We start from the raw sequence: 23838 nt of genomic DNA on the forward strand, positions 1-23838 counted from the left end.
CGACACAGTCGCGCGCGCAATGCGGTCAACCGACACGTTTGCGTCAACGGGGCCGGATGATCGAGCCGGCGCCATGATCGGTGAACAATTCAAGAAGGCACGCGTTGGATGCTCGACCATCCAGGATGACGACGGCTCGGACGCCGCTGGCAATGGCATCGAGAGCTGTTTGCGTTTTGGGGATCATGCCACCGGCAATTGTGCCGTCTTCGGTCATTTCTTTGATCTGGTTCGCGGTGAGGTCCGTGACCACGTCGCCTTCGGTGTTTTTCACGCCTGAAACGTCCGTCAGCAATAACAAACGATCGGCTTTGAGCGCGCTGGCAATGGCGCCTGCCGCTGTGTCCCCGTTGATGTTGTAGGTTTCGCCGTTCCGCCCGGCACCCAAAGGCGCAATCACGGGGATTATGGATTGCTCGAACAAAGTGCGTAACAGACCGGGATCCATCTGGGCCGGCGTGCCGACAAGGCCCAATTCAGGATCCGTTTGATCGCAGATGATCAGGTTTGCGTCTTTGCCGGACAAACCGACGGCACGCCCACCGGCGCGATTAATGGCCTGCACGATTTTTTTGTTGACGACACCGGACAACACCATTTCAACCACTTCCATTGTGGCGGCGTCCGTCACGCGTTTGCCGTTCACGAACTCCGATTGGATGTTCAAACGCTTCAGCATGGTGTTGATCATGGGACCGCCGCCGTGGACGATCACGGGGTTTACGCCGACCTGACGCATCAAAACGATATCGTTGGCGAAATTAGCCATGGCCTCGTCACTGCCCATCGCGTGTCCGCCAAGTTTGATTACGACCGTCGCGCCGGCATATCTTTGCATATATGGCAAAGCTTGGCTCAGGGTACGGGCTGTTGCGATCCAATCGCGGTTCATATCTTGCGTCTTCATCTTTGTGTAACGAGTTCCAAGCGTGATCACTTTTGCCTGAACAGTTGGGACAGGCCAAGATTTTTCGTACGAAAAATCTCGTCGCGTTAAGTCAGCGTCGCGATAATGGCGCGCAGTGTCGGGATGCCGTCGCCCTTTTCGCTGGAGGTTAGTACGATTTCGGGGAAGGCTGCAGGGTGTTTCGAAAGCGCGGCGCGGGTCCTGTCTAAAACAGCTTTGCGTTCGTTGGCTTTGACCTTGTCCGCTTTCGTCAGCACACATTGAAACGTCACCGCCGCACTGTCGAGCAGGCTCATGATCTCTTCATCTACCTTTTTGACACCGTGGCGCGCGTCGATCAGAACAAATGCCCGTCGTAGCGTCTGGCGGCCGGACAGATATTGCTTCAGCAATTTTTGCCACTTTTCCACGACCGGCAGCGGCGCATTGGCAAAGCCATACCCCGGCAAATCAACAAGATAGTGGTCTTCCCCGGCGGTGAAGAAGTTAATCTCTTGCGTCCGCCCTGGTGTGTTTGATGCCCGTGCCAGTCCCTTGCGACCTGTCAAAGCGTTTATCAGGCTGGATTTTCCAACATTTGAGCGGCCTGCAAAACAAACCTCAAGACGATCTGCCGGAGGCAGACCTGACATGACGACCACGCCTTTCACAAACTCGGTGTCGCCGGCAAACAACAGCCGACCCCGCTCTTCTGTTTGTGGATCAGGTGTTTCTGCGAGTGGAAATCTAAGTTGGCTCATACCAGAACAACCTCATCTCCAACGCAAACATTCCCCGACGACACGACCTCGCATCTGACCGAAAAATCCTGATGCCCAAAGGACGCCAGTGCCGCAAGTGTATCTGCATCCCGTTTGCCCGTTTCCGGGTTTGTTGTCGTCGCGAGGCAGCGGTCTGTACGCTCCCGTGGGCGCAGTGTAGCGCCGCCGATCTGAATGTCACGATCGATCCAGTCAAACTCAATCCAAGGCGTATCGCTATCGAACCAGACATTGCCGCGCCAGCGGTGGATCGACAGATCCTTACCCATTTGCGCCTCGAGAGCACGATGTGATGCGCGGTTGCAGAGCGTCACGGATGGGAAATCGCTGTCCGTATATCCGCGCCCATCAAGGCGCATGATATGATCGGGCAAGGCGCGATCTTGTGGCACCAGAGGTGCTGTCCAACCGATCAGCGCGTCTGGTTCCTGGTCCGGATCAAAGGTGAGATCCGGACGATCCGGATGCGAAAGGGTCAATACTCCCTTGGCTTCGTCCAGAACGATGGTAATGGCCATCAGCTTGGGCGCCTTTGAGACGCGGCTGAAATTTGCGCAAGGGGCCCATTCACCGGGTCTTGCCCGTGTCGCCTCATGTGCAACGGCCCAAACGCGATCCCACGGCATGGCTTCCCCCGCCCGCAAGCTCACGGAAGTGAGTGCTTCACGCCCGTGGCTTTTTATCGGGTGACGCCAGAGACCGTCGACCTTCATCACTTGTTTTCCGTTTTCGCCCGCTTTTTGAAGCCCGATTTGATGTTGCCCAAAAGATCAGGCTTATACCCCTGGCTGCGCATGATCAGGTATTGCTGGGTGAATGTGATGGTGTTGTTCGCAATCCAGTACACGACCAGACCGCTGGCAAACCCACCCAGCATGAACATAAAGACCCACGGCATCCACGCAAAGATCATCTGCTGTGTCGGGTCCGTCGGCGCCGGGTTCAACTTTTGCTGCACCCACATCGAGATGCCCAGCAGGAGCGGCAGGATACCGATGAAAATAAGCGCCATGATTGAACCTGGTTCGGGAGCGGCGATTGGCAGCAAACCAAAGAGGTTCAGGAATGTCGTTGGATCAGGCGCACTCAAGTCGCGGAATGGACCAAAGAAAGGTGCGTGCCGAAGCTCGATCGTGACAAAGATCACCTTGTACAGGGAAAAGAAGATGGGGATCTGCAACAGGATCGGCAAACAACCCGCGGCCGGGTTCACCTTTTCCTTCTTGTACAACTCCATCATGCCTTGCTGCATCTTTTGGCGATCGTCGCCAGCTGCCTCTTTCAGAGCTTCCATCTGCGGCTGAAGTTCTTTCATCTTCGCCATCGAGACGTAGGACTTGTACGCCAGCGGGAACAGGATTGCCTTGATGATCAGCGTGAGCCCAATAATCGACCAGCCCATATTGCCGATCAGCTTGTTCAACTCGTGAAGAAGCCAAAAGATTGGCTTGGTCAGGAAGAAGAACCAACCCCAGTCGATGGAATCGATGAATCCTTCTACGCCTGCTTCTTGATAGGCGCGGATGGTTTCCCATTCCTTTGCACCGGCAAAAAGTTGCGTTGTAACAGAGGTCGAGGCCCCAGGCGCAATGGTACGAGTTGGCAGTACCGCTTCCGTCTGGAAGATATCGCGACGCTCATCATATTTGATGACCTGGCGGAATGCGGATCCCGGCTCGGGGATCAGCGTGCTCATCCAGTAGTGATCTGTAAATCCAATCCATCCGTTTTGCTCGACGGCAGTGGTTTCTGCGCGGGCACCCTGACGGGGATCGAATTCGAAATCCGGGATGTCATCCCAGTTTACTTCGCTCAGTTCCCCATCTGCCATGGCAACGACGCCTTCGTGCAGGATAAAGAAGTTCTTGAGATCGGGTGGCATCCCGTGCCGCGCGATCAGGCCATAGGGTGCCATGCTGACAGTTGCATCGCTTGCGTTGGTGACCGATTGGGTGACGGTAAACATGTAATCGGCATCGACGGCGATTTCGCGGGCGAAAGTCTGACCGCTGTCGTTAGACCATTCAAGACGGATGGGCGTGTCCACGCCGAGCGTTCCGCCACTGACCTGTTTCCACTCCGTGTTTGGCCCGGGAACCGAAGCGGGGTCGATACCTGCTCCAGGGGCCCAGCCATAAAGCGCGTAATATGCGCTTGCTGACCCGACGGGTTGCAGGAGCGTGACAACGGGCGAGTCCTCAGCCAGGGTGACGCGGTAGTCGCTCAGGTTCAAGTCGTCGATCCGTCCTCCCAACAAGGAGATGGAACCGCTCAACCGTGGCGTTTCGATGTCGATGCGCGGGGCGTCTGCCGATGTTTCCATGTCTGTTGCCGCAACGGCATCGGCTGGCTGTGTAAAGCCATCGGCAGGCGCGCTTGGGACAGTGGCCGTGCCATCGACAGGTGCAGTCAATTCAGGTGAAGATACGTCCAAAGACGGGTCGGGTTCCGGCGGCGGAAACAAGACAAACCACACCAGAATTACGATGAAGCTGAGCGCTGTTGCAAGAATAAGGTTCTTGTTTTGATCGTCCATTGGGGACTGCCACCTGCTGTCTGAAACGTTTCACGGGTTCAACAGAGTGCGAGCCCAAAGGTCAAGCGGATTCGCCCTTTTCTGGTGCATCCGATTGCAGCGGGACGCGCCGTAGCAGGGCGTTTCGATCGCGGAAGAATAATCGTGTACCGTGATCTTGTCGGCCAGATGGATTGCCACCGGGCAGATGTGAGGCCGAGTAGAGACGACCGTTAGTTGATCCTACGGCCTGGAATGACGGGTGCCTCTTGCAGTTTCGCTTCGTGGGCCCGCACCCAATCAAGGGTTTTTTCAAAGGGCATGGGGCGCGCAATGCCAAAGCCCTGGACGTGGTCGCAACCCAGTTGTGCCAACAAAGCATGCTCTCCAACGGTTTCTACCCCTTCGGCAAGGGTTTCCACACCCAGACGTTCTGCCATTGTCAAAACGGCGCTGATCATGCGTTGTTGTTCGGGATCACGATCCGCTTTCATGACAAATGAACGGTCGATCTTGATGCGCCCGACTCCAAAGCGACGGATTGACGCAATTGAGGCGTTGCCAGTGCCGAAATCGTCGAGATCGATATGACATCCCAAATCGGTCAACGCCTTGATATTTCGTGTGATCGTGTCATCCGTACTGTTGGTTACGACGGTTTCCAATATCTCGACAGTCAATCGGTCCGGGGTAAGATCGAAACGATCCAGTTCCCAGCGAACCTTGTCGACCAGTCTGGGATTGCTGAGTTCACTGCCGCTGAAGTTCACGCCCACCTGCGGTACGTGCAGCCCTGCAGAGTCCCACGCTTTCAGTGCCGTAAAGGAATGATACATCATTACTTCGGCCAAACGTTCCAACAGGCCGGCAGCTTCGATGGAGGGCAGAAACTCGGCGGGCGAAATCGCGCCGCGATCGGGATGGATCCAGCGCGCGAGGGCCTCGAATCCAGTCACTTTGCCAGTATTTGTGGAAATCTGAGGCTGAAACCAAGGCTGGATATAGCCTTGCTCCAAGGCTGAGGACACTTCATCTCGCAAATCGGCACGATACTTGAGACGCGATTGCAATTCAGGTGAATAAGCCCGGACTGTACTCGGGCCGCGGCGCTGGGCTTCGTTCATGGCAGCCAGTGCTGCGTTCAGCCAATCTTGTGCGTCTTTGCCGGGTGCGCGGCTGAGCAGGCAGAACCCGATGCTTGCCGACACATAGGCCGATGTTCCGTCGATAGCGATCGGTTCTTCTATGGCGGCTTGAAGCCTGCCGGACAATTGAATGCAACTTTCCAGATCAAGATGCTGTACCAACCCAAGACAAAGCCCGAATCTGCTGTCCCCGATACGGCTGATCGTGTCGATATCGCGTGACGTGGCCAGCATACGGTCGCCGACCGCCTTCAAGACCTTGTCAATGGCCGCGGGTTCATAGCGATCCGTCAGATCGGTGAAGTGATCCATTTCCAAAACAAAAAGCGCGCTGGATTTGCCCGAACTGGGCGCATCGGCCAGTGTGGTATCCACCTTTGGCAAAAATTGATCGGTTGGGACGATGCCGGTTGCAGCACTGCGCGCAAGGCGTGCTTTGGCCGTGGTTTCCACGCCCCCGAACAACAGCCACAACAGCGGCACAGCGACGGCCAATCCAACAAGGGCAGGTTCGCCACCCAACCAGAAGGCAGCCAGTGTCGCCGCAGGTAGAAATGCCAGTGTTTGCGGCCCGGACATCGCGGCGACAAACCATTCGCGCGCGCGGTCCAACGCTTGTGTCAGACGAAGCAGCATTTTGGTCCCCTCAGGTCTGCTCTTGCATGAGTTATAGCAAGCTTGGTCAGGGGTAGTGCAGCAGAGTGTGCAGGCTCTTAACGCAAAACCGGAATGTCATCCGGATTTATGTCAAGTTTTTCCGAAGCGCGGGTAAGGCCCGCGAAATCAAACAGCTTGGGATCAAGCAAATGCGACGGGCGCGCGTTCATCAAGGACCGGAACATGACCTGCCTGCGCCCGGGGCTGTTGGCCTCCCACCCATCAAGGATCTGTTTGACCTGCTGCCGCTGCAAACCATCCTGACTGCCGCACAAATCGCAGGGAATAATGGGATATTTCATAGCCTTGGCGAATTTTTCGCAATCCGCTTCTGCAACATGCGCCAAGGGGCGGAAGACAAACAGATCGCCCTCTTCGTTCACGAGTTTCGGTGGCATCGTGGCCAGTCGGCCACCATGAAACAGGTTCATGAAAAAGGTTTCGAGAATGTCGTCACGGTGGTGGCCCAAGACCACCGCAGAGCATCCTTCCTCACGCGCGACCCGGTACAAATTGCCCCGGCGCAACCGCGAACACAGCGCACAGAACGTGCGCCCTTGCGGGATTTTGTCGACCACAATGGAATAGGTATCCTGATATTCGATGCGATGCGGGACGCCCATGCGGTCCAGAAACGCGGGCAGAACCGTTGCGGGAAAACCGGGCTGACCCTGATCCAGATTACAGGCCAGAATATCGACGGGTAGCAATCCGCGCCATTGCAACTCGTGCAGGACGGCCAACAGGGTATAGCTGTCCTTGCCGCCAGACAGGCACACCAGCCAGCGGGCGCGCGGCGCATCCTGTTCGATCATACCGTATTGCTCAACCGCTTCGCGGGTTTGACGTACGATACGCTTGCGCAGTTTCTTGAACTCGGTCGTCGAAGGCGCACCGGCGAAAAGTGCGTGGATGTCTTCGCTGTCGTCCAGCATGGTGCGGCCTCGCGGGTTAACGTGGTGTATGCGTATACCACGTGGTGGTTGAACCAAAAGAGGGCGTGCGCTGGTAGGTGCCAAACGCCCCTGATCTTGCGTCGCGTCGAACGCTAGTGGTCTTGTGTATCGTTTCTTTTCGGAACCGGGTCATAGCCGTCGCTGCCCCAGGGATGGCAGCGGCCGATGCGTTTTGCGGCCAGCCAGCCACCTTTGAGGCCGCCATGTTCTTGCAGGGCGTCGAGGGCGTAAGCGCTGCACGTCGGCTGATACCGGCAATTGAATCCGACCCATGGAGAAAAGACGAGGCGGTACGCCCGCACAGGCAGCGCAAGGATGAAAGCAAGCGGTGTCATGGGGCTTTGGCCAGCGCAGTGCGTAAATCGGTCAGCAGATGTTGAAACGGGCGCCGCGCGGTTTCCCTGGCGCGGCCAATCAGAACATAGTCGGTTCCGGGCTTGCCGTATTCCGTCAGAACAAGCCGTGCGATTTCGCGTAGTCGACGTTTGGCGCGATTGCGTGCGACAGCATTACCGACCTTTTTTGAACAGGTATAGCCAACCCGGATCAGCCCGTCGTTTTCACGGCTGCGGATCTGCAGGATGAACCCGGGCATCGCGACACGTTGGGCGCGTGCTGCGCGCAGGAAATCCGCACGTTTTTTCAAGGTCTCCAAACGCACTGGCCCCGCCGATGGCGTACCTCTATCAGCAGTAATGCTGATCAAAGGGGCCTCCGGCGGGGTCATGTATAAACCTGTGGAGAAGTTTACGCGCTCAGCGATTTCCGGCCATGGGCACGGCGGGCGTTGAGGATCTTGCGACCAGCTTTGGTTGCCATGCGGGCACGGAAACCGTGGCGCCGTTTGCGCACGAGGTTCGAAGGTTGATATGTGCGTTTCATCGCAGTTACTCCAGATCTATTGGCCGCTCTGCCCGCGGATTCGGGACGGCGACAGTATTCGAAGCCCGTCCTCTAAAGGGGGAGACGGTGCAAGTCAAACCCCGGATGGCGGAAATCCCTGCCGTTTGCAACAAATTTGGCTTGCGTGGTCGCGTATGTTTCAGGCGACCGGCAATAAGAGGCCGATCCTCACGAAAGCGGTCATGGGTGATCAAGCACGCGTGAGGTGGCTGTTTTATTCGGCCTGACAGGCGCATTTTGAACTCCAGACGCGTCAGAATGACTGGTGCAAGTGTTCAAAGGGGGCATCGATGTCTGATATGAGTGAACCAAGCAAATCCGGCCTGATGCGAAACCTGCCCCTGATTGGCATCGTGATGGTTGCGATCATCGGGGCATTTACGCTGGGTGATTACCTCAGCTTTGAAACGCTGGCCGAGAATCGCGAGGCGCTTTTGGGGTTCCGGGATGCCAATTTCGTGCTGACGGCGCTGCTGTTTATCGGGGCTTATACCATCGTCGTCGCGTTTTCGTTGCCGGGGGCCACGGTCATGACGCTGACGGGGGGCTTTTTGTTTGCCACCTTCCCCGGTGCGCTGTTCAACATGACGGGGGCGACGTTGGGGGCCATCGGGATCTTTCTTGCGGCGCGCTGGGGCTTGGGAGAAAAGCTGGCCCACAGAATGGATACCAGCGATGGAGTGGTGAAACGCATCAAGGCAGGGATCGACGAAAACCAGTGGTCGATGCTGTTCCTGATCCGTCTGGTGCCCGCCGTACCGTTTTTCGTGGCCAATCTGGTGCCTGCGCTGGTTGGCGTTCCGCTGCGGCGCTTTGCGATCACCACCTTTTTGGGCATCATTCCGGGTGCCATTGTCTTCACCTCCGTGGGCGCGGGTCTCGGCGAAGTCTTTGACCGTGGTGAAACCCCCAATCTGGGCATAATCTTCGAGCCTCAGATATTGCTGCCGATCCTTGGCTTGTGCGCGCTGGCGGCATTGCCGATCGTGCTAAAACTTGTGCGTGGCAAGAAGGGACTTTGACCAAAATGAAACGGATCAAGACAGATATTCTGGTCATCGGGGCCGGGTCAGGCGGGTTGTCGGTTGCGGCCGGGGCCAGCCAGATGGGCGCAAAAGTTGTCCTTCTCGAGGGGCACAAAATGGGTGGCGATTGCCTGAATTACGGCTGTGTCCCGTCCAAGGCTTTGATCGCCAGTGGCAAGGCAGCTTATGGGCAGCGCCATAGCGACGTTTACGGTGTGGCCGATACCGACGGCGCGGCAGACTATGCCGCCGCCATGGAGCATGTGCACGACGTCATTGCCCAGATCGAACCTATGGACAGTCAGGAACGTTTCGAAGGCTTTGGCGTCGACGTCATCCGCGAATTCGGACACTTTATCTCCGATAGCGAAGTGCAGGCGGGCGATACGGTCATCACTGCGCGCCGGATCGTGATCGCCACCGGTTCAAGCCCCCTCGTGCCGCCGATCGATGGCATTGACACCGTACCCTACCTGACGAACGAAACACTGTGGGATTTGCGCGAAAAGCCCGATCATCTGCTGATCATCGGCGGCGGGCCCATCGGAATGGAAATGGCGCAAGCGCATATCCGGCTCGGGTCGAAAGTGACTGTGATCGAAGGGGCCAAGGCATTCGGCAAGGATGATCCGGAGATGGCCGAAGTTGTGTTGAAAAAATTGCGCGCCGAAGGCATCGAGATTGCCGAAGACGCGAAGGCCGCCAAAATCGACGGGGCGGATGGCCGAGTCACCGTTCACGCAGAGGACGGACGCAGCTTTACCGGCACGCATCTTTTGGTGGCCGTCGGGCGCAAAACGAATATGGAATCTCTGGGGTTGGATGCCGCAGGCGTTGAAACGACGCGCAGCGGTGTCAAAGTCGATTCGAGCCTGCGCACGAGCAATCGCCGGGTCTACGCCATTGGGGATGCTGCAGGTGGGCTGCAGTTTACACATGTGGCTGGGTATCATGCAGGTGTGATCATCCGCTCGATGCTGTTTGGGTTACCGTCCAAGGCGATGACAAGCCATATTCCCTGGGTCACGTATACAGACCCGGAACTTGCACAGGTCGGATTGACCGAAGCGCAGGCCCACGACGCACACGGGACGGCGCTGGAAGTGATCCGCTTTCCTTACAACCATAATGATCGTGCGATAGCCGAACGCAAAACAACCGGTCTGATCAAGGTTATGGTGGTCAAGGGACGGCCTGTGGGGGCCTCGATCGCGGGCTATCAGGCGGGTGAATTGATCAACCTCTGGGCGCTGGTTCTGGCCAACAAGATGAAGATGAGCCAGGTTGCGGCAATGGTGTCACCCTATCCAACCATCGGCGAGGTCAACAAACGGGTGGCCGGCGCCTATTTTTCGCCGCGACTGTTCGAGAGTGATCTGGTCAAGCGCGTCGTAGGCCTTGTGCAACGGTTCATTCCCTGAGCACATGTCGCCATGATGAACTCACTTTCCGGTCGCTTTCTGATCCTCACGACGATTTTCGTGATGCTGGCCGAAATTTTGATCTTTGTGCCGTCGATCGCGCGATTCCGCGAGGAGTACCTGCAAAATCGGCTGGAGCGGGCGCAAATTGCCTCGCTTGCACTGTTGGCCGACGACATGCTGGACAGCGCCTTGGAACAGGAGTTGCTGGAGAATGCGGGCGTCTTCAACGTGGTCTTGCGCCGCGATGAAATTCGCCAGTTGATGCTGTCCTCTCCGATGCCGCGCCCGATCAACGCGACATATGACCTGCGCAACGGCAGTGCACCCGTTCTGATCCGCGACGCAATGATGCGCCTGATTGAACCTGAAAACGAGGTGATCCGCGTGATTGGCGCACCGGTCCGCGAGGCTGGTTTGCTTATCGAAGTGACGATGGAAACGGCTCCGTTACGGGCTGCGATGATCGACTATGGCGTGCGCATTCTTGTCTTGTCGGCGGTCATCTCGATCGTGACGGCGCTTTTGCTCTTTGTCGCGGTGCGCGCCATTCTGGTCAAACCCATTCGCAGTGTCGTCGGCCATATGCAACGCTATGCGGCGGCCCCGGAAGATGTGCGCGGCATTATCACACCCAGTTCGACCGTGACGGAGCTGCGCGAAGCCGAAGAGGCGTTGCGCAGCCTGCAAACTGACCTGATCCACGCTTTGCGCCAGAAGGATCGCCTGGCGCAGCTGGGGTCTGCGGTGTCCAAGATCAGTCACGATTTGCGCAATATCCTGACCTCGGCGCAACTGTTCACCGACCGGATCGAAACATCCGAAGACCCGCTTGTCGCGCGTATGGCGCCGAAACTGGTCAATTCAATCACGCGGGCCGTGCATCTGTGCGAAAGCACCTTGGCGTTCGGCAAGGCCGAAGAACCCAGCCCGACCCTCACGATGATGACGCTGGACGAGTTGGTCGACGATGTGCTGGACAGTGAACGCCTTGCTGTGGGCGACCATGATGTGAGCCTGAGCGAAAACATTCCTCCCTTGCTCATGCTGCGGGCCGATCCCGAGCAGCTGTTTCGCGTCGTGTCGAACCTGGTGCGCAATGCGCGGCAGGCGATCGTTGCAAGCGGTCAGCCGGGCGAGATTTGCGTCTCGGCCTATGAGGATGACGATAACTGGTGGATTGAAGTGGCTGATACCGGGCCCGGTTTGCCACCAAAAGCCCAGGAACATCTGTTCGCCCCATTTCAGGGTGGTGTCAGCAAGGGTGGGACGGGCTTGGGTCTGGCGATCGCGTCTGAACTGATCCGCGGTCATGGCGGTGCGCTGGAACTGGATCGGACCGGCCCGAAAGGAACTGTCTTTTCCATCAGACTGCCAAAGGGCGACGGTATTTGAAGACTTGCCCGGCAATGCCGATATTCACACTTGCAAAGCGCTTGCCACAAGACTAAATTCCGGCCTCAACGGACCGATAGCTCAGCTGGATAGAGTACCTGACTACGAATCAGGGGGTCGGGGGTTCGAATCCTCCTCGGTCCGCCAGAAATTTCAAAGGCTTAGCGTGAAATCGCTAGGCCTTTTTCAGTTCTTAGTCTCTTTTTAGTCTCTTGAATCGCTGTGTTTTGAAGTGTTTTTCGATGTTCAGCTATGTCGCTGACATTGGGCCGACTCGCCACGTGTTCGCGGGTCTGCTAGTCTGTTCCTGCCTAGGTTTCGTCAACCTCAGGGCATCGCGATGCTCTTCATTTGTGGAGATATCGTGATGCGGATACTATCGAAACGCCAACTGAAGGAGCTGGTCCTGTATTCCCCTCAGCATGTTGCACGTCTGGAAAAGGCTGGAGAGTTCCCTAAGCGGATACAACTCGGCCCGAACAGAGTGGGATGGGTGGAAGCGGAAGTGTTGGAATGGCTTCAAACGCGGTTGGACGACCGATAACCCAACGACGCTCCTTTTGGGAGTATAGGGTGGCCAGATGTGCACTATTTGGCCACCCGACAACATTCGACCAATTTCAAATCCAAAGATTTCGAGGTGCAGGAGAAGACCTCATATGGCCAAAGTAGGTTCCAAGACGTCGCTGTTGCTCAGTCGGTAGAGCAGGTCCTTCATAATTAGCGGGTCCCCGCGAGAATGACTTGCAAAACCAAAGAGTTCGAGGAAGACGAGAAGAACTAGTAGGGCCATAGTAGGGTCCAGGAAGCCGCTGTAGCTCAGCTGGTAGAGCACGTCATTCGTAATGATGGGGTCGGGGGTCCGAGTCCCTTCAGCGGCACCAAAATCTCCACAAATTGGCTATTAATCAATTGGTCGTAGGTTTGATCCCTACCGCCGGAGCCATAAAATATCAAAGACTTCAACGTCTTATCGGGTCAGCATTTGGGAGGGTGCTGGCTCGCTTTGGTTTCGTGGTTCGCAGGTGGTTCGCTTTCAGACCCTTTGTCGAAGTCGTGAGCTTCGAGAACAAATTTACCGAGTCGTGACAACATGCTTAGCGTCTTGAGTGCGTACACTTCTCATTGCCTGCGAAGGGCGCTTGATGCAGTTTTTTTGCTGTGGCATTCGTTTCCACCGACGCCCACCGGGGCCTGCCCACGCCCCCGCCCCCAACCAGTTCACTATGGGACTCGCTCGCATATCTAAGCCGCGTTTTTGAGTGTTTGCTGACAGCAAGCAAGCACCAATGCGCCACAATAATCAGCGACCACCATTGATCTCAATCCAGAATGAAAGCGGACTGTGTTGCCTCATAGTCCGTCTTACGTCGCAGCCTCAATTGACGAATACACGTAGGTCATTTGCAATACCCCAGATCAAAGGGCGGCGGCGATACTGCGGCCATTGCCAGACTTAGCTGTGCAACTTGATTCATGCTCACCGCCAGTCACGTCGATATTTGCGAAGGCCAGACTGTCCGATGTCTTTATCGTCGGTCCAACTCGCGCTTAGCATTCCACTTCAGGTCATCGCTCATGTCGGACCCCAACATCCATCTCAGGTAACCTGCATCTGCTGCCGACCAACTCTCGCCCCGAAACTTGCCCAACGGGATTTTTGACATCAGCACCGGCTCGCGCGCCCAACCAATCATATCTTCGACCGTCACGCCCGTGGCCATCAGCGCCTTAAGGATGTGGGCTGTTGCATATGCGTCTGCGCCTGCCCGGTGAGACTTGCCCAATTGCGCGTGATCCAGAACTACATCGCCTCGATCCTCCAGCCAGTACGCCACTGCGAAGTTCTTGTGCGACGGCGCATCCGGCCAGATGCGCATCGCTGCTTTATAAGTGCAGATCACCGGCACCGGAGGGGTCCAGAACTGCAACTCATAGCTTGCGTTGTGGGCTGCGAATACTGTGACCCCCGCGCTGGGTACACCGTCGAATATTGGCGCACCTTCGAGGTCCTCAGATCGAATGTGGTGAACTGCGCGTGCTCCGGGTTCAATCGGGCCTGTAATGCCATACAGCCGCGATGTAGGTGGTGTAATGCGGCCGTTCTTCAGGTCGCACCAACCCGCCTCGCACACTTCGGTGGGCGTGGTCTCGAAGTCAAATATCCTTATCAATTTGTTGGCTCCTTTAGGTAATGAGATTATGTCCGCCCGTAGGTGGTTCGCGCTTATCATTAGAACGCCCAGGGTAGGGGCATCAGAGTCGCCGGTTAACCGATATGGGGACGGCTTCAAGAACGGGTCAAGTCATCTTGCGTAGTGACCAGGCCAGCGACGAAGTGACCCTTTTGCGCGTGGCATGGCGTCGCGTGGCATGGCGCAGTATTGCTACGTTCCTTTTCGCTGACTTGCGAAAGTCCATGCGGCAGTCCAGCCAGCGATCCAACCGCCTAAGTGAGCTTCCCAAGCAAGGGTCCCGGATAGCGCGACGAAAAGCACCAAATTGACGAGAGCCACGCCTAAGATGCCACCAAGGACAGGTCGCACGGATTGGTTCAATTTCCGTCGCTGTCTAAAGTCCCAAGCTTGCCACACGCCCAGTAGGCCAAAAACGGCTCCTGACGCTCCAATCATTGGGCCGTTCGCAGTTGACAACAACCCGAAAGCTACGGCACCAGAAATCGCTGATAGGGCCAATAAAAAAGTGGTTTTGCCGACGCCAAGGTATGTTGCAACTCCTTTTCCCAAGGCGAGAAGGACCACGCTATTCATGACAAAATGCACAGCACCGCCATGCAAAAACGCGTGCGTCATAAACATCAGAACTTTCTGACTTGAATAGAGCGGAGCGAGGCTGTCATCGAGCAAAGGATGCCAGAATGCGCCATATAAAAAGACGTTCATACGCCAACTATTAGAACCGATCCAACCTGAATCTGACAGCGTAAGTGGCAGTTCAATCGCCGCCATAACGCCAATCAGTACCCAAAGAAATACGGGCGCACCGGGTTCAACTTTTTTGGGGTGCGCGCCGCCAAGCTGCGCGACAGCACCGCGTGTTTGGAAGACGTGGATTACACATTCCCCAGGAAACTGGACCGAGCGCTGTTCCAAAGCCTGCGCGATAGCGTATGGATATCAAAGGCCCGCCCGATCCTCATCACCGGCCCATGCGGCGTGGGGAAGTCGTGGTTGGCCTGTGCTTTGGGACATGGAGCCTGCCGTCAGGGCAAAACCGTGTTCTATTTCCGTATGCCACGTCTGCTGGCCGATCTGGCGGCCGCGCGCGGCGATGGCAGCTATGACCGGCTGTTTCGCAAGATCGCCCGCTCCGATGTGCTGCTCCTCGACGACTGGGGCCCCGAGCAGCTGACCGCCCCGCAACGCCGCGACTTGATGGAGGTCATCGACGAACGCTATGGCCGCAAGGCCACCATCGTCACCAGCCAACTGCCCGTCGACACTTGGCACGACATGATCGGCGACCCCACCTTCGCCGACGCCATCCTCGACCGCTTGGTTCATAACGCACACAAGTTCGCCCTCGATGGGCCATCAATGCGCAAACGCTCCAGCCAGATGCAAAAAACGGACGCTGGAGGTACGAAATGATCCAGCTCTCCCGCACGGGCTTTGCCCACAGGTCCCTCCCACGCGCCCGCCGCCGCTTGCTCTTTGGAAAGCGCAGCGCCGGGCGCGCGGGTCCCTCCCATGGACAAACCCGCCTCACACGTCACGCAGTTGACGAAAGACACCAAATCAAGTCATGAAGAAACAGCCTCACAGACCCCCTATCCTGGGGTGGCCAAGTCCCATGGAATGGGTGGCCAAGTGTTCGTGGAATGACCGGCCAAGTCGCGTGGAATACTCAAGTAGCGCGGCCATGCCCTCATCAGCGCGAAGCTGGCGGTATTGACGCGCGTCTGATCCCATCAAGTCCCGGCGCATGTAAGCGACCTTTTGGTCGTCGTCGCGAATGAGAGTTGTGGTGAGGGAGGTGTCCGTTTCTGTGCGGGATGACCGACGATGTGTGTCGCCACCATCCGTGGAATCTACGATTTGAAGCACCGCACCGGCCTTGGCCGCTGCTTCTTTGGCAGCGCGATACTTCTGTGGGTCGCGCGCTTCTTCACGGGTCAGGGTGTGGGCGGGGCGTGTCCCTTGCGGATAGTAGTTACCGTCGGGGGCGCGTTGATAGCCCATATCGGCCAGCTTTTTGTCCGTCTCTGTCTGCTGTTCAAGCTGGCGCTGCATGTCCTTCTTTTCGTCGAGGATACGAGTATTGAAGTCGTGCAGTCCGTCCATTCGCTTTTGCTGATCGGTGACAGTGGTGGTGAGGGTTTTAACCTGCTTGATGAGAGCTTGCAGGGCAGCCGTGGTATCGTCGGGCATTGGTCATTCCTTTGCGTACAATAGAAAAGGCGGTGCGTGGTGCCACACCGCCCCTTCATGATTGGACAGGAATGACGCACCGATCCGTCATGCCCAAAATGTATCAACCGACGGGCGCTGCTCCGAGCGCAGAAGCAGGTGGAGAGTAGGGTTTCTAAGGTACTGCAGATGCTTGAGGGTGCCGACAGCACTTTTATTGTTGCCGATTGGCAAGGATTGTTCATAGGCTTCTTGGTGCCTGCGTGGGGTTGAGGAAATGACACTGGAAAATTACTTTGCATTGAGCATTTCGCTTCTTGCCGCAGCCGCTTCTGTATGGGCTGTGATTGAAGCAAGGAAAGCTCGACACCAGAATTTGCGAGTTCAAGCTAAGAGTATTGCCGCTGCGGTCCACATCGGATTTGAACGGCAGAAAGGGCAATTGGCCGCTGTAAGGCAACGCTTTCAGGTTCTTGAAGCAAAGACCGGCGAAAAAGAAGTAGCTGCCAGTGGTATCAAGGATCTAGACGAAGCCGAAATCATGCTAACGAAAACAAGAAAAGACTTGGACGCCGAAATTGACAATATCTCGTCTGCGAAACCTGATGAACTCGAAGAAATTATTTTCCGATTGGAAGCTTTGACGCATGTAGTGACAGCAATTGACAAAAAATGTTTAGAAAGGATCACGGCGGTCGACCGCATTCTGGTAGAGAAGTTGGACGATCCTACCTACATCATTGGCTAGCACAGGGCTGCTGTCGGTCGATCGAGGAGATTTTTCAGTGACCTATTCCTTAACTAATGCCGCAAGCGCGCAGTTGGTCCACTACGGAGGTGATGTGCTGCCACGGGATCGGAAACGAGTGCGGATGCACTTCGACCTTCACGCCATCGGGTTTCACCAAGACGTTGTAGGCGTCGCGGTAGATGTCGTCTTGATCGGGCTTGAATGTCGATAGCAGGTCGTCAGCGAAGGCTGCTGCATCGGGCACACCAAGGTTCGACGTGGTGTTCATGCGGGTATAGGTGAGCGTGACGGCTTCATGCTCGTCGATGGTTGCGGTAATGGTCATGCGTTGTCCTTTCGCATTGTGATCGCGCGCACCCGGCGGGCCGGGCCGAAAGGATGCAGCCCACTGGGGCACCGGATGCGCGCAGAAGTGGAGTGTTTCATAGACCCGCCACTGGCCCAGCATGATTTGCGTATCATCCGCTGTCGGGGCGATGGTCTGGGGATTTAGGTGGAGCATGGAGAAAAGAAGGTGCTGATTTCTTTGCAGGAATCTGACCTATTTGCTCACTTTCTATGGGTCAGAAAGTGACCTTTCCACTCACTTACTTGCGTCTGTTGCAGAGCCAAAGAATTCTGCAACACCGTCCCCACCAAACCGCTTTCGGAAGAATCGGTTAGACCCTCTTGGCGGTTGATTGCTGTTCAATTGCCGTGATCGTAGAAGGTCAGTTGCGACCATCTCGCAACAAGAAGGCAGAGATTTCGAAGGGAGGTAGGCAGCGTGAATAGTTGGCATCACCCGTCGAGATTACAGGCAATGCAGGGATTACATGCGCTTACTTATAGTGGAAAAATTGGTTGGTTGGTCGGTTAACAACCACCAACCAACCAATAAAAAAACCTCTTAAAGCAAAACCCCATGATTCCCTGCAATGCCTGCACATTCGTTGATGTATTGCACAATCAGAGCCTGTAGAAATGGTATCGAGTAACTTGGCGCGGATTATGGAGAAGCAAAAATGAAACTGTCCCCGAGAACAGAGGTCAAAGCGTTCGGAGATTGCGCGCACTCGGAATTCATTGAATTTCGTCTTCGCGGTGAAAGTCATTCAGGCCTGTGCATCCAGGATGAAAGTGGGGATAGAAGGTTCCTTGTCCTCTCAACCAAAGACGATACATTGCTCTTTCGGCTTTGCCCTTACTCAAAAAGCGAGGAAGTGTTGAGCTACGGAACCGATTGGTCGCTTTCCCCTTGCGGCCAGATAGGCACACCAGAAGACGCTTTCAAAGAGAAAGGCAGTCTGCTGCTGACTTCACAAGGCACATTTATGGTGTGTGTTGAGAACAGGCAAGGGTTCGACGACGAACTTGTGTGTCGACTTGATGAGGCCGAAGTGTTCAGCTTGACCGCTAGACCGCGTGGTGGCTTCAGTCGGAAGCAATGGCAAATTCACTACTACGACAGCGAACGGGACGCCCGCCAAAGGCTGGCAGGTAAAGATGCCAATGAGTCAGACCACGAGCATTAGTTCACCGCTCCATCGCGGCCAATTCTTCTGCGGTGATCTCAGGCGGTGGAACAAGCCGCCATTTCCGCGACTTCTTGTCGATCTCCCAACCTCGCTTCCTCAGCGATGGCTTGAGTTGGTTCAATTCTCGACTGAGCGTCGCCGCCGTCATGGGCAACCGCGATGGGTGCAACCCAATGATCTCAGCCGACTGCTGCAACTCGATCAGCAGTTCTTGGGGCGTGCCCCAAAACTCGCCGCGCCGCGCCACAGGTTCTTGGAATGACTCCAATGCCTGCATGGTCGCAGAGTCATCCGCCGCTTCGTCCTGCGCAATGTCTTGAGCCTCGACCATCTTTTCGATGAACCACCCCTCATCCCTACCCATGACCCGCGCCGTCGCCTCGCCAATTGCACCAAACTCGGCCAACCGCACATTGTCCGCAAAAGCGTGGGCGTCGATTTGCGGTAACACCTTCAACACTTCCATGACGAGTGCGACCGCGCCGATGAACATACGTGGTGCAGATTCAGCAAGCTGCTGTTCGAACTCGGATTCGAGCATTCGTTTTTCGGGCTTCTCCAACTCAATCTCGACCATTCGCGAGATCAAATCGGCTGCGTATTTCGATGGATCAATGCCGTTGACGATCACGGGGCGTCTCACCCAAATCGAAAATAGGTCGCCATTGGTGAACAACTGCCGCACCTCAAAACCCATGCCCGTGGTGATGCCGCAAAGCGTGTCCGACAGCTTGGTCAGGTCAGACATGTTTTCGAGTGTCAGCACATAATTGTGCCAAGCCCGCACAAGCACATCGTCCACTTTGTCGCTACCCGGTGCGACCATGGCAGACACAGGGTCAATCAAAGTCCGCAGCACCCGTGTCGTCGATGTTTTGGCCGACCCATATTCACCAATCAGGTTGACGATGGGCGAAGGGGTGTCGGGAAAGAACATTTTGACGGCACAGGCCATGAAGACGATGAATTGGTCATTGTCCATGTTGACCATTGCGCGGATGTCTTCGAGCGATCCTGACCCATCCCCCAACTCGATTGGCAATTGGCGAGAGCGGCGGAACACAACAGGGCACTCTTCGTCACCGTCAATCAACTCAACACCGTCGGCCGAGATAATCAGCACGCGGTCATCTGCATCGCAAAGATCGACGTAGATGCGGTTGTCTTGCCGTGCGACCCGTAGATGCACGTCTTCAACCGTCTCATAGGCGTGTGCCCGCGCTATGCCCACGACGAGGTTGATCTGCTCTTGGCTTGCAGTCACGCCGCTTGAATAGGCCGTGCGACGCAACCAATCTGCGAACTCGATCGAGTCGATCCGCATGATGCGGCGTGGACCCACGCGCGCATAAGCTGTGCCGTCAGGATCGCGGAACAGTTTGAGTGATCCAACCACGTCGTCGAGGATCAACTTGGTCTGATCCCCTTTGTTACCAATCTGCACACCATCAGGAAGACCGCCCGCGTAATCGCCCGCCCGTGCATATGCCCAAAACGGTTCGGGACCACATTTGCCTGCCTTGGAGATGTCTGCCCATTTACTTCGCACGTCGCTTTCAGATTCAAAGCCATCCGTTTGCTTCGAGTAGGTCAACCAATGCTCATACCCATCTTCGCCGAACGCGCCGAAAATGTTGAACCCCGCATCGCTCCACGATTTGTAACCACCACCTGGCCGCGCCTTCGTGAAAGCCCGCAACGCCGCATCCACATCGACCGCTTTCGTTCGCTGACCGCTCTTTGGGCCTGTCTTGCGAGGCTTTGCCTTTCGCAAAACAATCTCGCCGCCCTCGTCGAACTGCATTGCGCCCGTTTCGTCAATTTCTGTGGGCGTGAGGACGATGCTTTCGAGTGCAAGAGGCAATGCCACCACAGGGCGTTTCGCCGCGATCTCTTGAGCCGTCTTGTCGCCACGCAGCGCTTCGAGCGCTACCGTAGCTTTAAACTTGTCAGAAAAACTGCGTCTCTTGGTCATTTATGTATCCTGTCGTAAGCGTCGGATACATCTTAGCACGCTGTCTGAATTCGCCGGACCACTTCAGGGTTCGCATCATTGAGGCATATTTAGAGGCATGGGCCTCGACCTAAGGGGGTCAATTGGGTTCTGGTTCCCGGCCCTTTTCCTGATCACGTCGACGGCTTCTGAAGCTGTCAGTCCTCGGGCTGTGGTCAGGTACGTCATCAACACCAGCTCCGGGGATGCGCTCGCTGATGAACTGTGGTTTAGCCCAATTGGGGCCGAGTGAGGTCAAGGACAACAATATCGACCCTTCCTTCTTGCGCGGCCCGGCTGGTCGATAACAGCGCACTAGACAGCTCACCTGCATTGGTCGGTCTCTGAACACTATCCGGCAGCCGGGCCATGTTTACGCTATCTCCGAACCACAGAACGAGATAGATACCGCGTTCGGCCCGCCAATCGTTAACATAAAGATGGTCAAGCTGAGCGTCGGATGCAGTCCAGAGGTCTCGGTGCCACTGTCCTTTTATCTCTATTGGAAGGATCAATCTTTCATCTGCTCGAACAACGACATCGACCCGCTTGTCATCAGCGCCGTGACTTTCTGGGATGTATTCAAGCCCGGTGTCCATAGTTCGCAGCATCTTAACAAGTTCGTCGCGGCAGGACTCCTCATCCTTGTGTGGCCCCATCCTGTACAGAAACGGACCCTTACTTCCCTTACGGTATCTCTCAGGGATGTAGAAACCGCGGTACCAATCGACATCGCTGTTTTTCAACATCGATTGAACGACAGTCAGGTGTTCTAACATTGCCGCTTGTAAGTCGGGCGATGTTCTGGGTCGGTTGTCAGATACAACCGAGACAATTTCATTCACCGTCGGCGGCGTGTAAGCGTGCTCTATTCTTCTTCGCTGTTGTTCTGCGGAAACACTCTGAAGGTGGTAAGTATAGCCATCTGCGTCCATGTCTCTAAGACTTTGCATTGCAGCAATCGCTGCGTCGGAATGATCGTTACCCAAGCGCGAGATCAGGCCGTTTAGATAGTCAGATGCATCCCACGCGTTCGTGTCGCCTCTGGTCATACTTGTCGGCCTGTTCGCCAGCGGCCAAACGTCGCGAAATGTAGCTACAATCCATCGGTGCTGATCCGGGGTTAGATCAACAGCGGACCGTTCTTCGCGATCAGAGCCTGCGCTTCTTTTACGCAGGTGCCAAAACAGTTCTGGTTCAACGCTATTCTCAAAGCGAAGACAAGCCGTTTCAAAATCGAGGATGACCTGAACGGCATCCCAATTTCGCCGCCGTTCGTCGTCCAGTTTCTGAGCTAGCCGCGCATTGCATATGTTAAGCAGTTCTGTGCGTCTTGGCGAAGCTAGGACTCTATCTACCAATTCGGTTTCTGTTTGATCTGACAAGTCCGAACAGGTTTCCAACCATTCGATTGCGAGCGTAGTTGCAAGTCCGATGTCCTCTTCGGACCTCATCAATTGGTAGAGCCGATCCACGTTGCTCTTTCGCTTTCTCAGCTGCGCAACAATGAAAAGACGGACGGCAGTTTCCCAGCCTCCCCTTGACCTGAGTTCAGCTTCCAAAGCTTCAACTAGGCCTGTCAGCCCAGCGTGTTCATCGATCATTGAGTGCCAAAGCTCGAACAGACCCGCCATCAGACGCTCGTCGGGCAGTTCCGCGAACGGCTCATCGCGCAATCGCAAGCGTTCAGCCAATGCCGCGACAATGATGTCTCCCGCGTGGTACTTGTACCCTCTCGCGAAATTCAGTGCCATACGCACTGCGGTGGGCCTAGGGTTCTCTAAAGTCAGAAATGCTTCAAACCCCTCATGTGCAGCGGCAGCTAGTTCTGTTCCTAACCATTCCGCAGTTCTTTCGTGCGCGACAACATCATCCCCAAGGTCTGAGAAACGTTTTAGGTAGGCCATTGCAGCCGGATGAATCCAACGCAATTCTCCAGCACGCATTTCTCCGATGTGCTCGGAAAACTCATTTCTGCCTCGCTCGAATCGTTCTCCTTGCTGTCTAGCGTGCTCTGCTACTCGCCTATCTTCTTGAATTTGCCACTTTGGGACAGCGGGGCTGGCAAGATTTGAAATACGAGTGCAGAGTTCGTGATCTTCGCCCGCCAACTGTATCGCCAACCGCCGAGTGTCTTCGCCTCGATCTTCATCATGACCAACAAGCGTCACAAGGCCCATCAAGAGTTCACCAGATACCTCGTCGGGGGTGAGACTAGAAAGAATGAAGATGATGTCGCTTTCATCCGGAACTAGCCCGGGATTCACCTCCCTGAGGTTTCTTTGTTGCCTCCAGAGCCGGTCCCCCGATCCTTCCAGAAGAACGCTTCGCTGAATTGAGCGTCTGACATCATCCATTGATCTAAGCTTTTCCGCGAGCACCTTTGAGTTTTGCCGATGCTGGGTGTTCCAGTCTTCAGCCGATTTCAGCCACGCCCAAAGTTTGGGCGCGCTTACATCCCCAGTTTCTAAACGCTGCAGGACAAGTGCATGAAGAGTATCAACTACATCATTGTATTCGAGATCGTAATCTCGCGGGAGAAGCTCCGTGAGGTTCGCCGAAAGAATGTCGAGCAAAAAATTTAATCGATCTGGAGAGATCGACTCAGGCAACCTTAGAAATTTGGCTACAAAGTTTGAGGTTTCTTCTTGTGGCCAAACGCAAATTGTGAGTCCGCCGAAAGCCAATAATACATCTACTACCTGCTGATCAGAAAATTGATCCAAACCGACCTCACACATAACTTCATATGCAATTCGCACGGAGGATTGGTCGGCTTTACCAACAAGTTCTTCGATTTTGGCAGGCCAGTCCGAAAAATCTGTTTTTTCTAGAGCGGTTGCAGCATGTCGTCGTATCACGAACATGTCCTGCTCGTCAGTCAGCAGGATAAGAAGAGTCTCCCGGTATGAGTGCGCCAATTCCGCGTTGGCAAGTTGTTCGATAAGCAACAACCGCAACGCAGAGGGGGCCTTACTATCAAGCATGACTCTGTCCGCTTCATCCCTCATCGCCCCAGAGACAAGCGAACTTGCCTTTGCGTTTCCTCCCCTCCAGAAGCTTGGATTACTGTGAGCCAATGCTTCGAGTGATCTGAAAAGTTCACCTGTTAGTTGCGGAGTGAGAGATTCCGCGTCCCCATATTCAAGAACACCCATAGGGTCTGCGGATACCACAGAACTTGCTAAATTGGGATCGCGAGCCAGCCGAGCATGAATCCCGCGTAAGTTGGTTGGAACTAGATCGTAGTCGTGAAACAATTTCAATAAACGTCGTCGCTTCATGGGCGTGTCAGCTTTTTCAGCAAGCCAATACGCACCAAGAAACTCACCTATTCGACGGTGCCAATATGAAAAACTATCGTTTTCCCCAGAAAACAGCCGCGTTCCTATCGCCTGTGTCAGGGCAATCGCGTTTGGCATCATGCCTCTTACAGCCCATTGAGAACGCTGCATAAGAATGCCTCGTCCCATCCAGCTCGCTTGAGTTTAATGCTGAGAGAGCCTTTGGATGTGTCGCGTC

The 23838-nt window shown here is 55.5% G+C and carries 22 protein-coding genes and 2 tRNA genes; 9 read left to right on the plus strand and 15 right to left on the minus strand.

Going from position 1 to position 23838, the window contains the following annotated elements; genetic code table 11:
* Positions 1 to 43: 43 nt before the first annotated feature.
* The 9 genes from argB to rpmH form a co-directional block, all read right to left on the minus strand.
* On the minus strand, positions 44 to 907 hold the full coding sequence (gene argB, locus LC354_RS11900; protein WP_223424075.1) for an acetylglutamate kinase: 864 nt from the start codon (positions 905 to 907) through the stop codon (positions 44 to 46).
* A gap of 86 nt (positions 908 to 993) precedes the next feature.
* Positions 994 to 1647: a ribosome biogenesis GTP-binding protein YihA/YsxC gene (yihA, locus tag LC354_RS11905; protein ID WP_223424077.1), complete on the minus strand. Its 654-nt coding sequence runs from the start codon at positions 1645 to 1647 to the stop codon at positions 994 to 996.
* The gene (locus tag LC354_RS11910; RefSeq protein WP_223424079.1) at positions 1644 to 2381 is read right to left on the minus strand and encodes an MOSC domain-containing protein; all 738 of its coding nucleotides are present in this window, start codon (positions 2379 to 2381) and stop codon (positions 1644 to 1646) included. The genes yihA and LC354_RS11910 overlap by 4 nt, the downstream gene beginning before the upstream one ends.
* Positions 2381 to 4204, minus strand: a complete 1824-nt coding sequence (gene yidC, locus LC354_RS11915) for a membrane protein insertase YidC (RefSeq protein WP_223424080.1) — start codon at positions 4202 to 4204, stop codon at positions 2381 to 2383. Before yidC ends, LC354_RS11910 begins: the two co-directional genes overlap by 1 nt.
* Positions 4205 to 4416: 212 nt before the next feature.
* The gene (locus LC354_RS11920) at positions 4417 to 5964 is read right to left on the minus strand and encodes a putative bifunctional diguanylate cyclase/phosphodiesterase (RefSeq protein WP_223424082.1); all 1548 of its coding nucleotides are present in this window, start codon (positions 5962 to 5964) and stop codon (positions 4417 to 4419) included.
* A gap of 77 nt (positions 5965 to 6041) precedes the next feature.
* The gene (gene ttcA, locus LC354_RS11925; RefSeq protein ID WP_223424084.1) at positions 6042 to 6920 is read right to left on the minus strand and encodes a tRNA 2-thiocytidine(32) synthetase TtcA; all 879 of its coding nucleotides are present in this window, start codon (positions 6918 to 6920) and stop codon (positions 6042 to 6044) included.
* 113 nt (positions 6921 to 7033) lie between these two features.
* Positions 7034 to 7276: a membrane protein insertion efficiency factor YidD gene (gene yidD, locus LC354_RS11930; protein ID WP_223424085.1), complete on the minus strand. Its 243-nt coding sequence runs from the start codon at positions 7274 to 7276 to the stop codon at positions 7034 to 7036.
* Entirely contained in the window at positions 7273 to 7668 is a 396-nt protein-coding gene (rnpA, locus tag LC354_RS11935; protein WP_223424087.1) for a ribonuclease P protein component, read from the minus strand. The genes yidD and rnpA overlap by 4 nt, the downstream gene beginning before the upstream one ends.
* A gap of 20 nt (positions 7669 to 7688) precedes the next feature.
* Complete coding sequence (rpmH, locus tag LC354_RS11940; RefSeq protein WP_223424089.1) at positions 7689 to 7823, minus strand: 50S ribosomal protein L34; 135 nt, start codon at positions 7821 to 7823, stop codon at positions 7689 to 7691.
* 311 nt (positions 7824 to 8134) lie between these two features.
* Between rpmH and LC354_RS11945 the strand changes: the two genes are divergently transcribed.
* The 6 genes from LC354_RS11945 to LC354_RS11970 all read left to right on the plus strand — a co-directional run bounded on the left by LC354_RS11945 (position 8135) and on the right by LC354_RS11970 (position 12569).
* Complete coding sequence (locus tag LC354_RS11945; protein ID WP_223424091.1) at positions 8135 to 8866, plus strand: TVP38/TMEM64 family protein; 732 nt, start codon at positions 8135 to 8137, stop codon at positions 8864 to 8866.
* Positions 8867 to 8871: 5 nt separating this feature from the next.
* The gene (locus LC354_RS11950) at positions 8872 to 10290 is read left to right on the plus strand and encodes a dihydrolipoyl dehydrogenase family protein (protein WP_223424093.1); all 1419 of its coding nucleotides are present in this window, start codon (positions 8872 to 8874) and stop codon (positions 10288 to 10290) included.
* A 12-nt stretch (positions 10291 to 10302) separates the two neighbouring features.
* Positions 10303 to 11685, plus strand: a complete 1383-nt coding sequence (locus LC354_RS11955; RefSeq protein WP_223424095.1) for a sensor histidine kinase — start codon at positions 10303 to 10305, stop codon at positions 11683 to 11685.
* Positions 11686 to 11755: 70 nt separating this feature from the next.
* Positions 11756 to 11832: transfer RNA gene (locus LC354_RS11960), tRNA-Arg, on the plus strand.
* A gap of 220 nt (positions 11833 to 12052) precedes the next feature.
* Positions 12053 to 12229 (plus strand): helix-turn-helix transcriptional regulator, encoded by a 177-nt coding sequence (locus LC354_RS11965; protein ID WP_223424097.1) that lies wholly within the window; start codon positions 12053 to 12055, stop codon positions 12227 to 12229.
* A 264-nt stretch (positions 12230 to 12493) separates the two neighbouring features.
* Positions 12494 to 12569, plus strand: a tRNA-Thr gene (locus LC354_RS11970).
* Between the two features lie 645 nt (positions 12570 to 13214).
* Here LC354_RS11970 and LC354_RS11975 read toward each other — a convergent pair.
* Positions 13215 to 13859, minus strand: a complete 645-nt coding sequence (locus tag LC354_RS11975; protein WP_223424099.1) for a hypothetical protein — start codon at positions 13857 to 13859, stop codon at positions 13215 to 13217.
* A 213-nt stretch (positions 13860 to 14072) separates the two neighbouring features.
* Positions 14073 to 14654 carry a rhomboid family intramembrane serine protease gene (locus tag LC354_RS11980; protein ID WP_223424101.1) on the minus strand — a complete coding sequence of 194 codons (582 nt, stop codon included), beginning with the start codon at positions 14652 to 14654 and terminating at the stop codon, positions 14073 to 14075.
* 99 nt (positions 14655 to 14753) lie between these two features.
* On the opposite strand from LC354_RS11980, the gene istB reads away from it, so the two are divergent.
* A complete protein-coding gene (gene istB, locus LC354_RS11985; protein ID WP_317849312.1) occupies positions 14754 to 15296 on the plus strand; it encodes an IS21-like element helper ATPase IstB in 543 nt (180 codons plus the stop codon).
* Positions 15297 to 15464: 168 nt separating this feature from the next.
* On the opposite strand, the gene LC354_RS11990 is transcribed toward istB, so the two are convergent.
* Positions 15465 to 16076 carry a hypothetical protein gene (locus LC354_RS11990; protein WP_223424104.1) on the minus strand — a complete coding sequence of 204 codons (612 nt, stop codon included), beginning with the start codon at positions 16074 to 16076 and terminating at the stop codon, positions 15465 to 15467.
* A 256-nt stretch (positions 16077 to 16332) separates the two neighbouring features.
* Here LC354_RS11990 and LC354_RS11995 point away from each other — a divergent pair, with 256 nt between their 5' ends.
* Complete coding sequence (locus LC354_RS11995) at positions 16333 to 16803, plus strand: hypothetical protein (protein WP_223424106.1); 471 nt, start codon at positions 16333 to 16335, stop codon at positions 16801 to 16803.
* 49 nt (positions 16804 to 16852) lie between these two features.
* On the opposite strand, the gene LC354_RS12000 is transcribed toward LC354_RS11995, so the two are convergent.
* Positions 16853 to 17131, minus strand: a complete 279-nt coding sequence (locus LC354_RS12000) for a hypothetical protein (RefSeq protein ID WP_223424108.1) — start codon at positions 17129 to 17131, stop codon at positions 16853 to 16855.
* Positions 17132 to 17810: 679 nt separating this feature from the next.
* On the opposite strand from LC354_RS12000, the gene LC354_RS12005 reads away from it, so the two are divergent.
* Complete coding sequence (locus LC354_RS12005) at positions 17811 to 18320, plus strand: hypothetical protein (protein WP_223424110.1); 510 nt, start codon at positions 17811 to 17813, stop codon at positions 18318 to 18320.
* A gap of 1 nt (position 18321) precedes the next feature.
* Here the strand turns inward: LC354_RS12005 and LC354_RS12010 are convergent, their stop codons facing one another.
* Together LC354_RS12010 and LC354_RS12015 are read right to left on the minus strand one after the other, a co-directional pair.
* Complete coding sequence (locus LC354_RS12010) at positions 18322 to 20298, minus strand: PriCT-2 domain-containing protein (protein ID WP_223424112.1); 1977 nt, start codon at positions 20296 to 20298, stop codon at positions 18322 to 18324.
* 248 nt (positions 20299 to 20546) lie between these two features.
* Positions 20547 to 23771: a hypothetical protein gene (locus tag LC354_RS12015; RefSeq protein WP_223424114.1), complete on the minus strand. Its 3225-nt coding sequence runs from the start codon at positions 23769 to 23771 to the stop codon at positions 20547 to 20549.
* Positions 23772 to 23838 lie beyond the last annotated feature (67 nt).

Source organism: Tateyamaria pelophila, from assembly GCF_019966495.1.
GTDB lineage: Bacteria > Pseudomonadota > Alphaproteobacteria > Rhodobacterales > Rhodobacteraceae > Tateyamaria > Tateyamaria pelophila.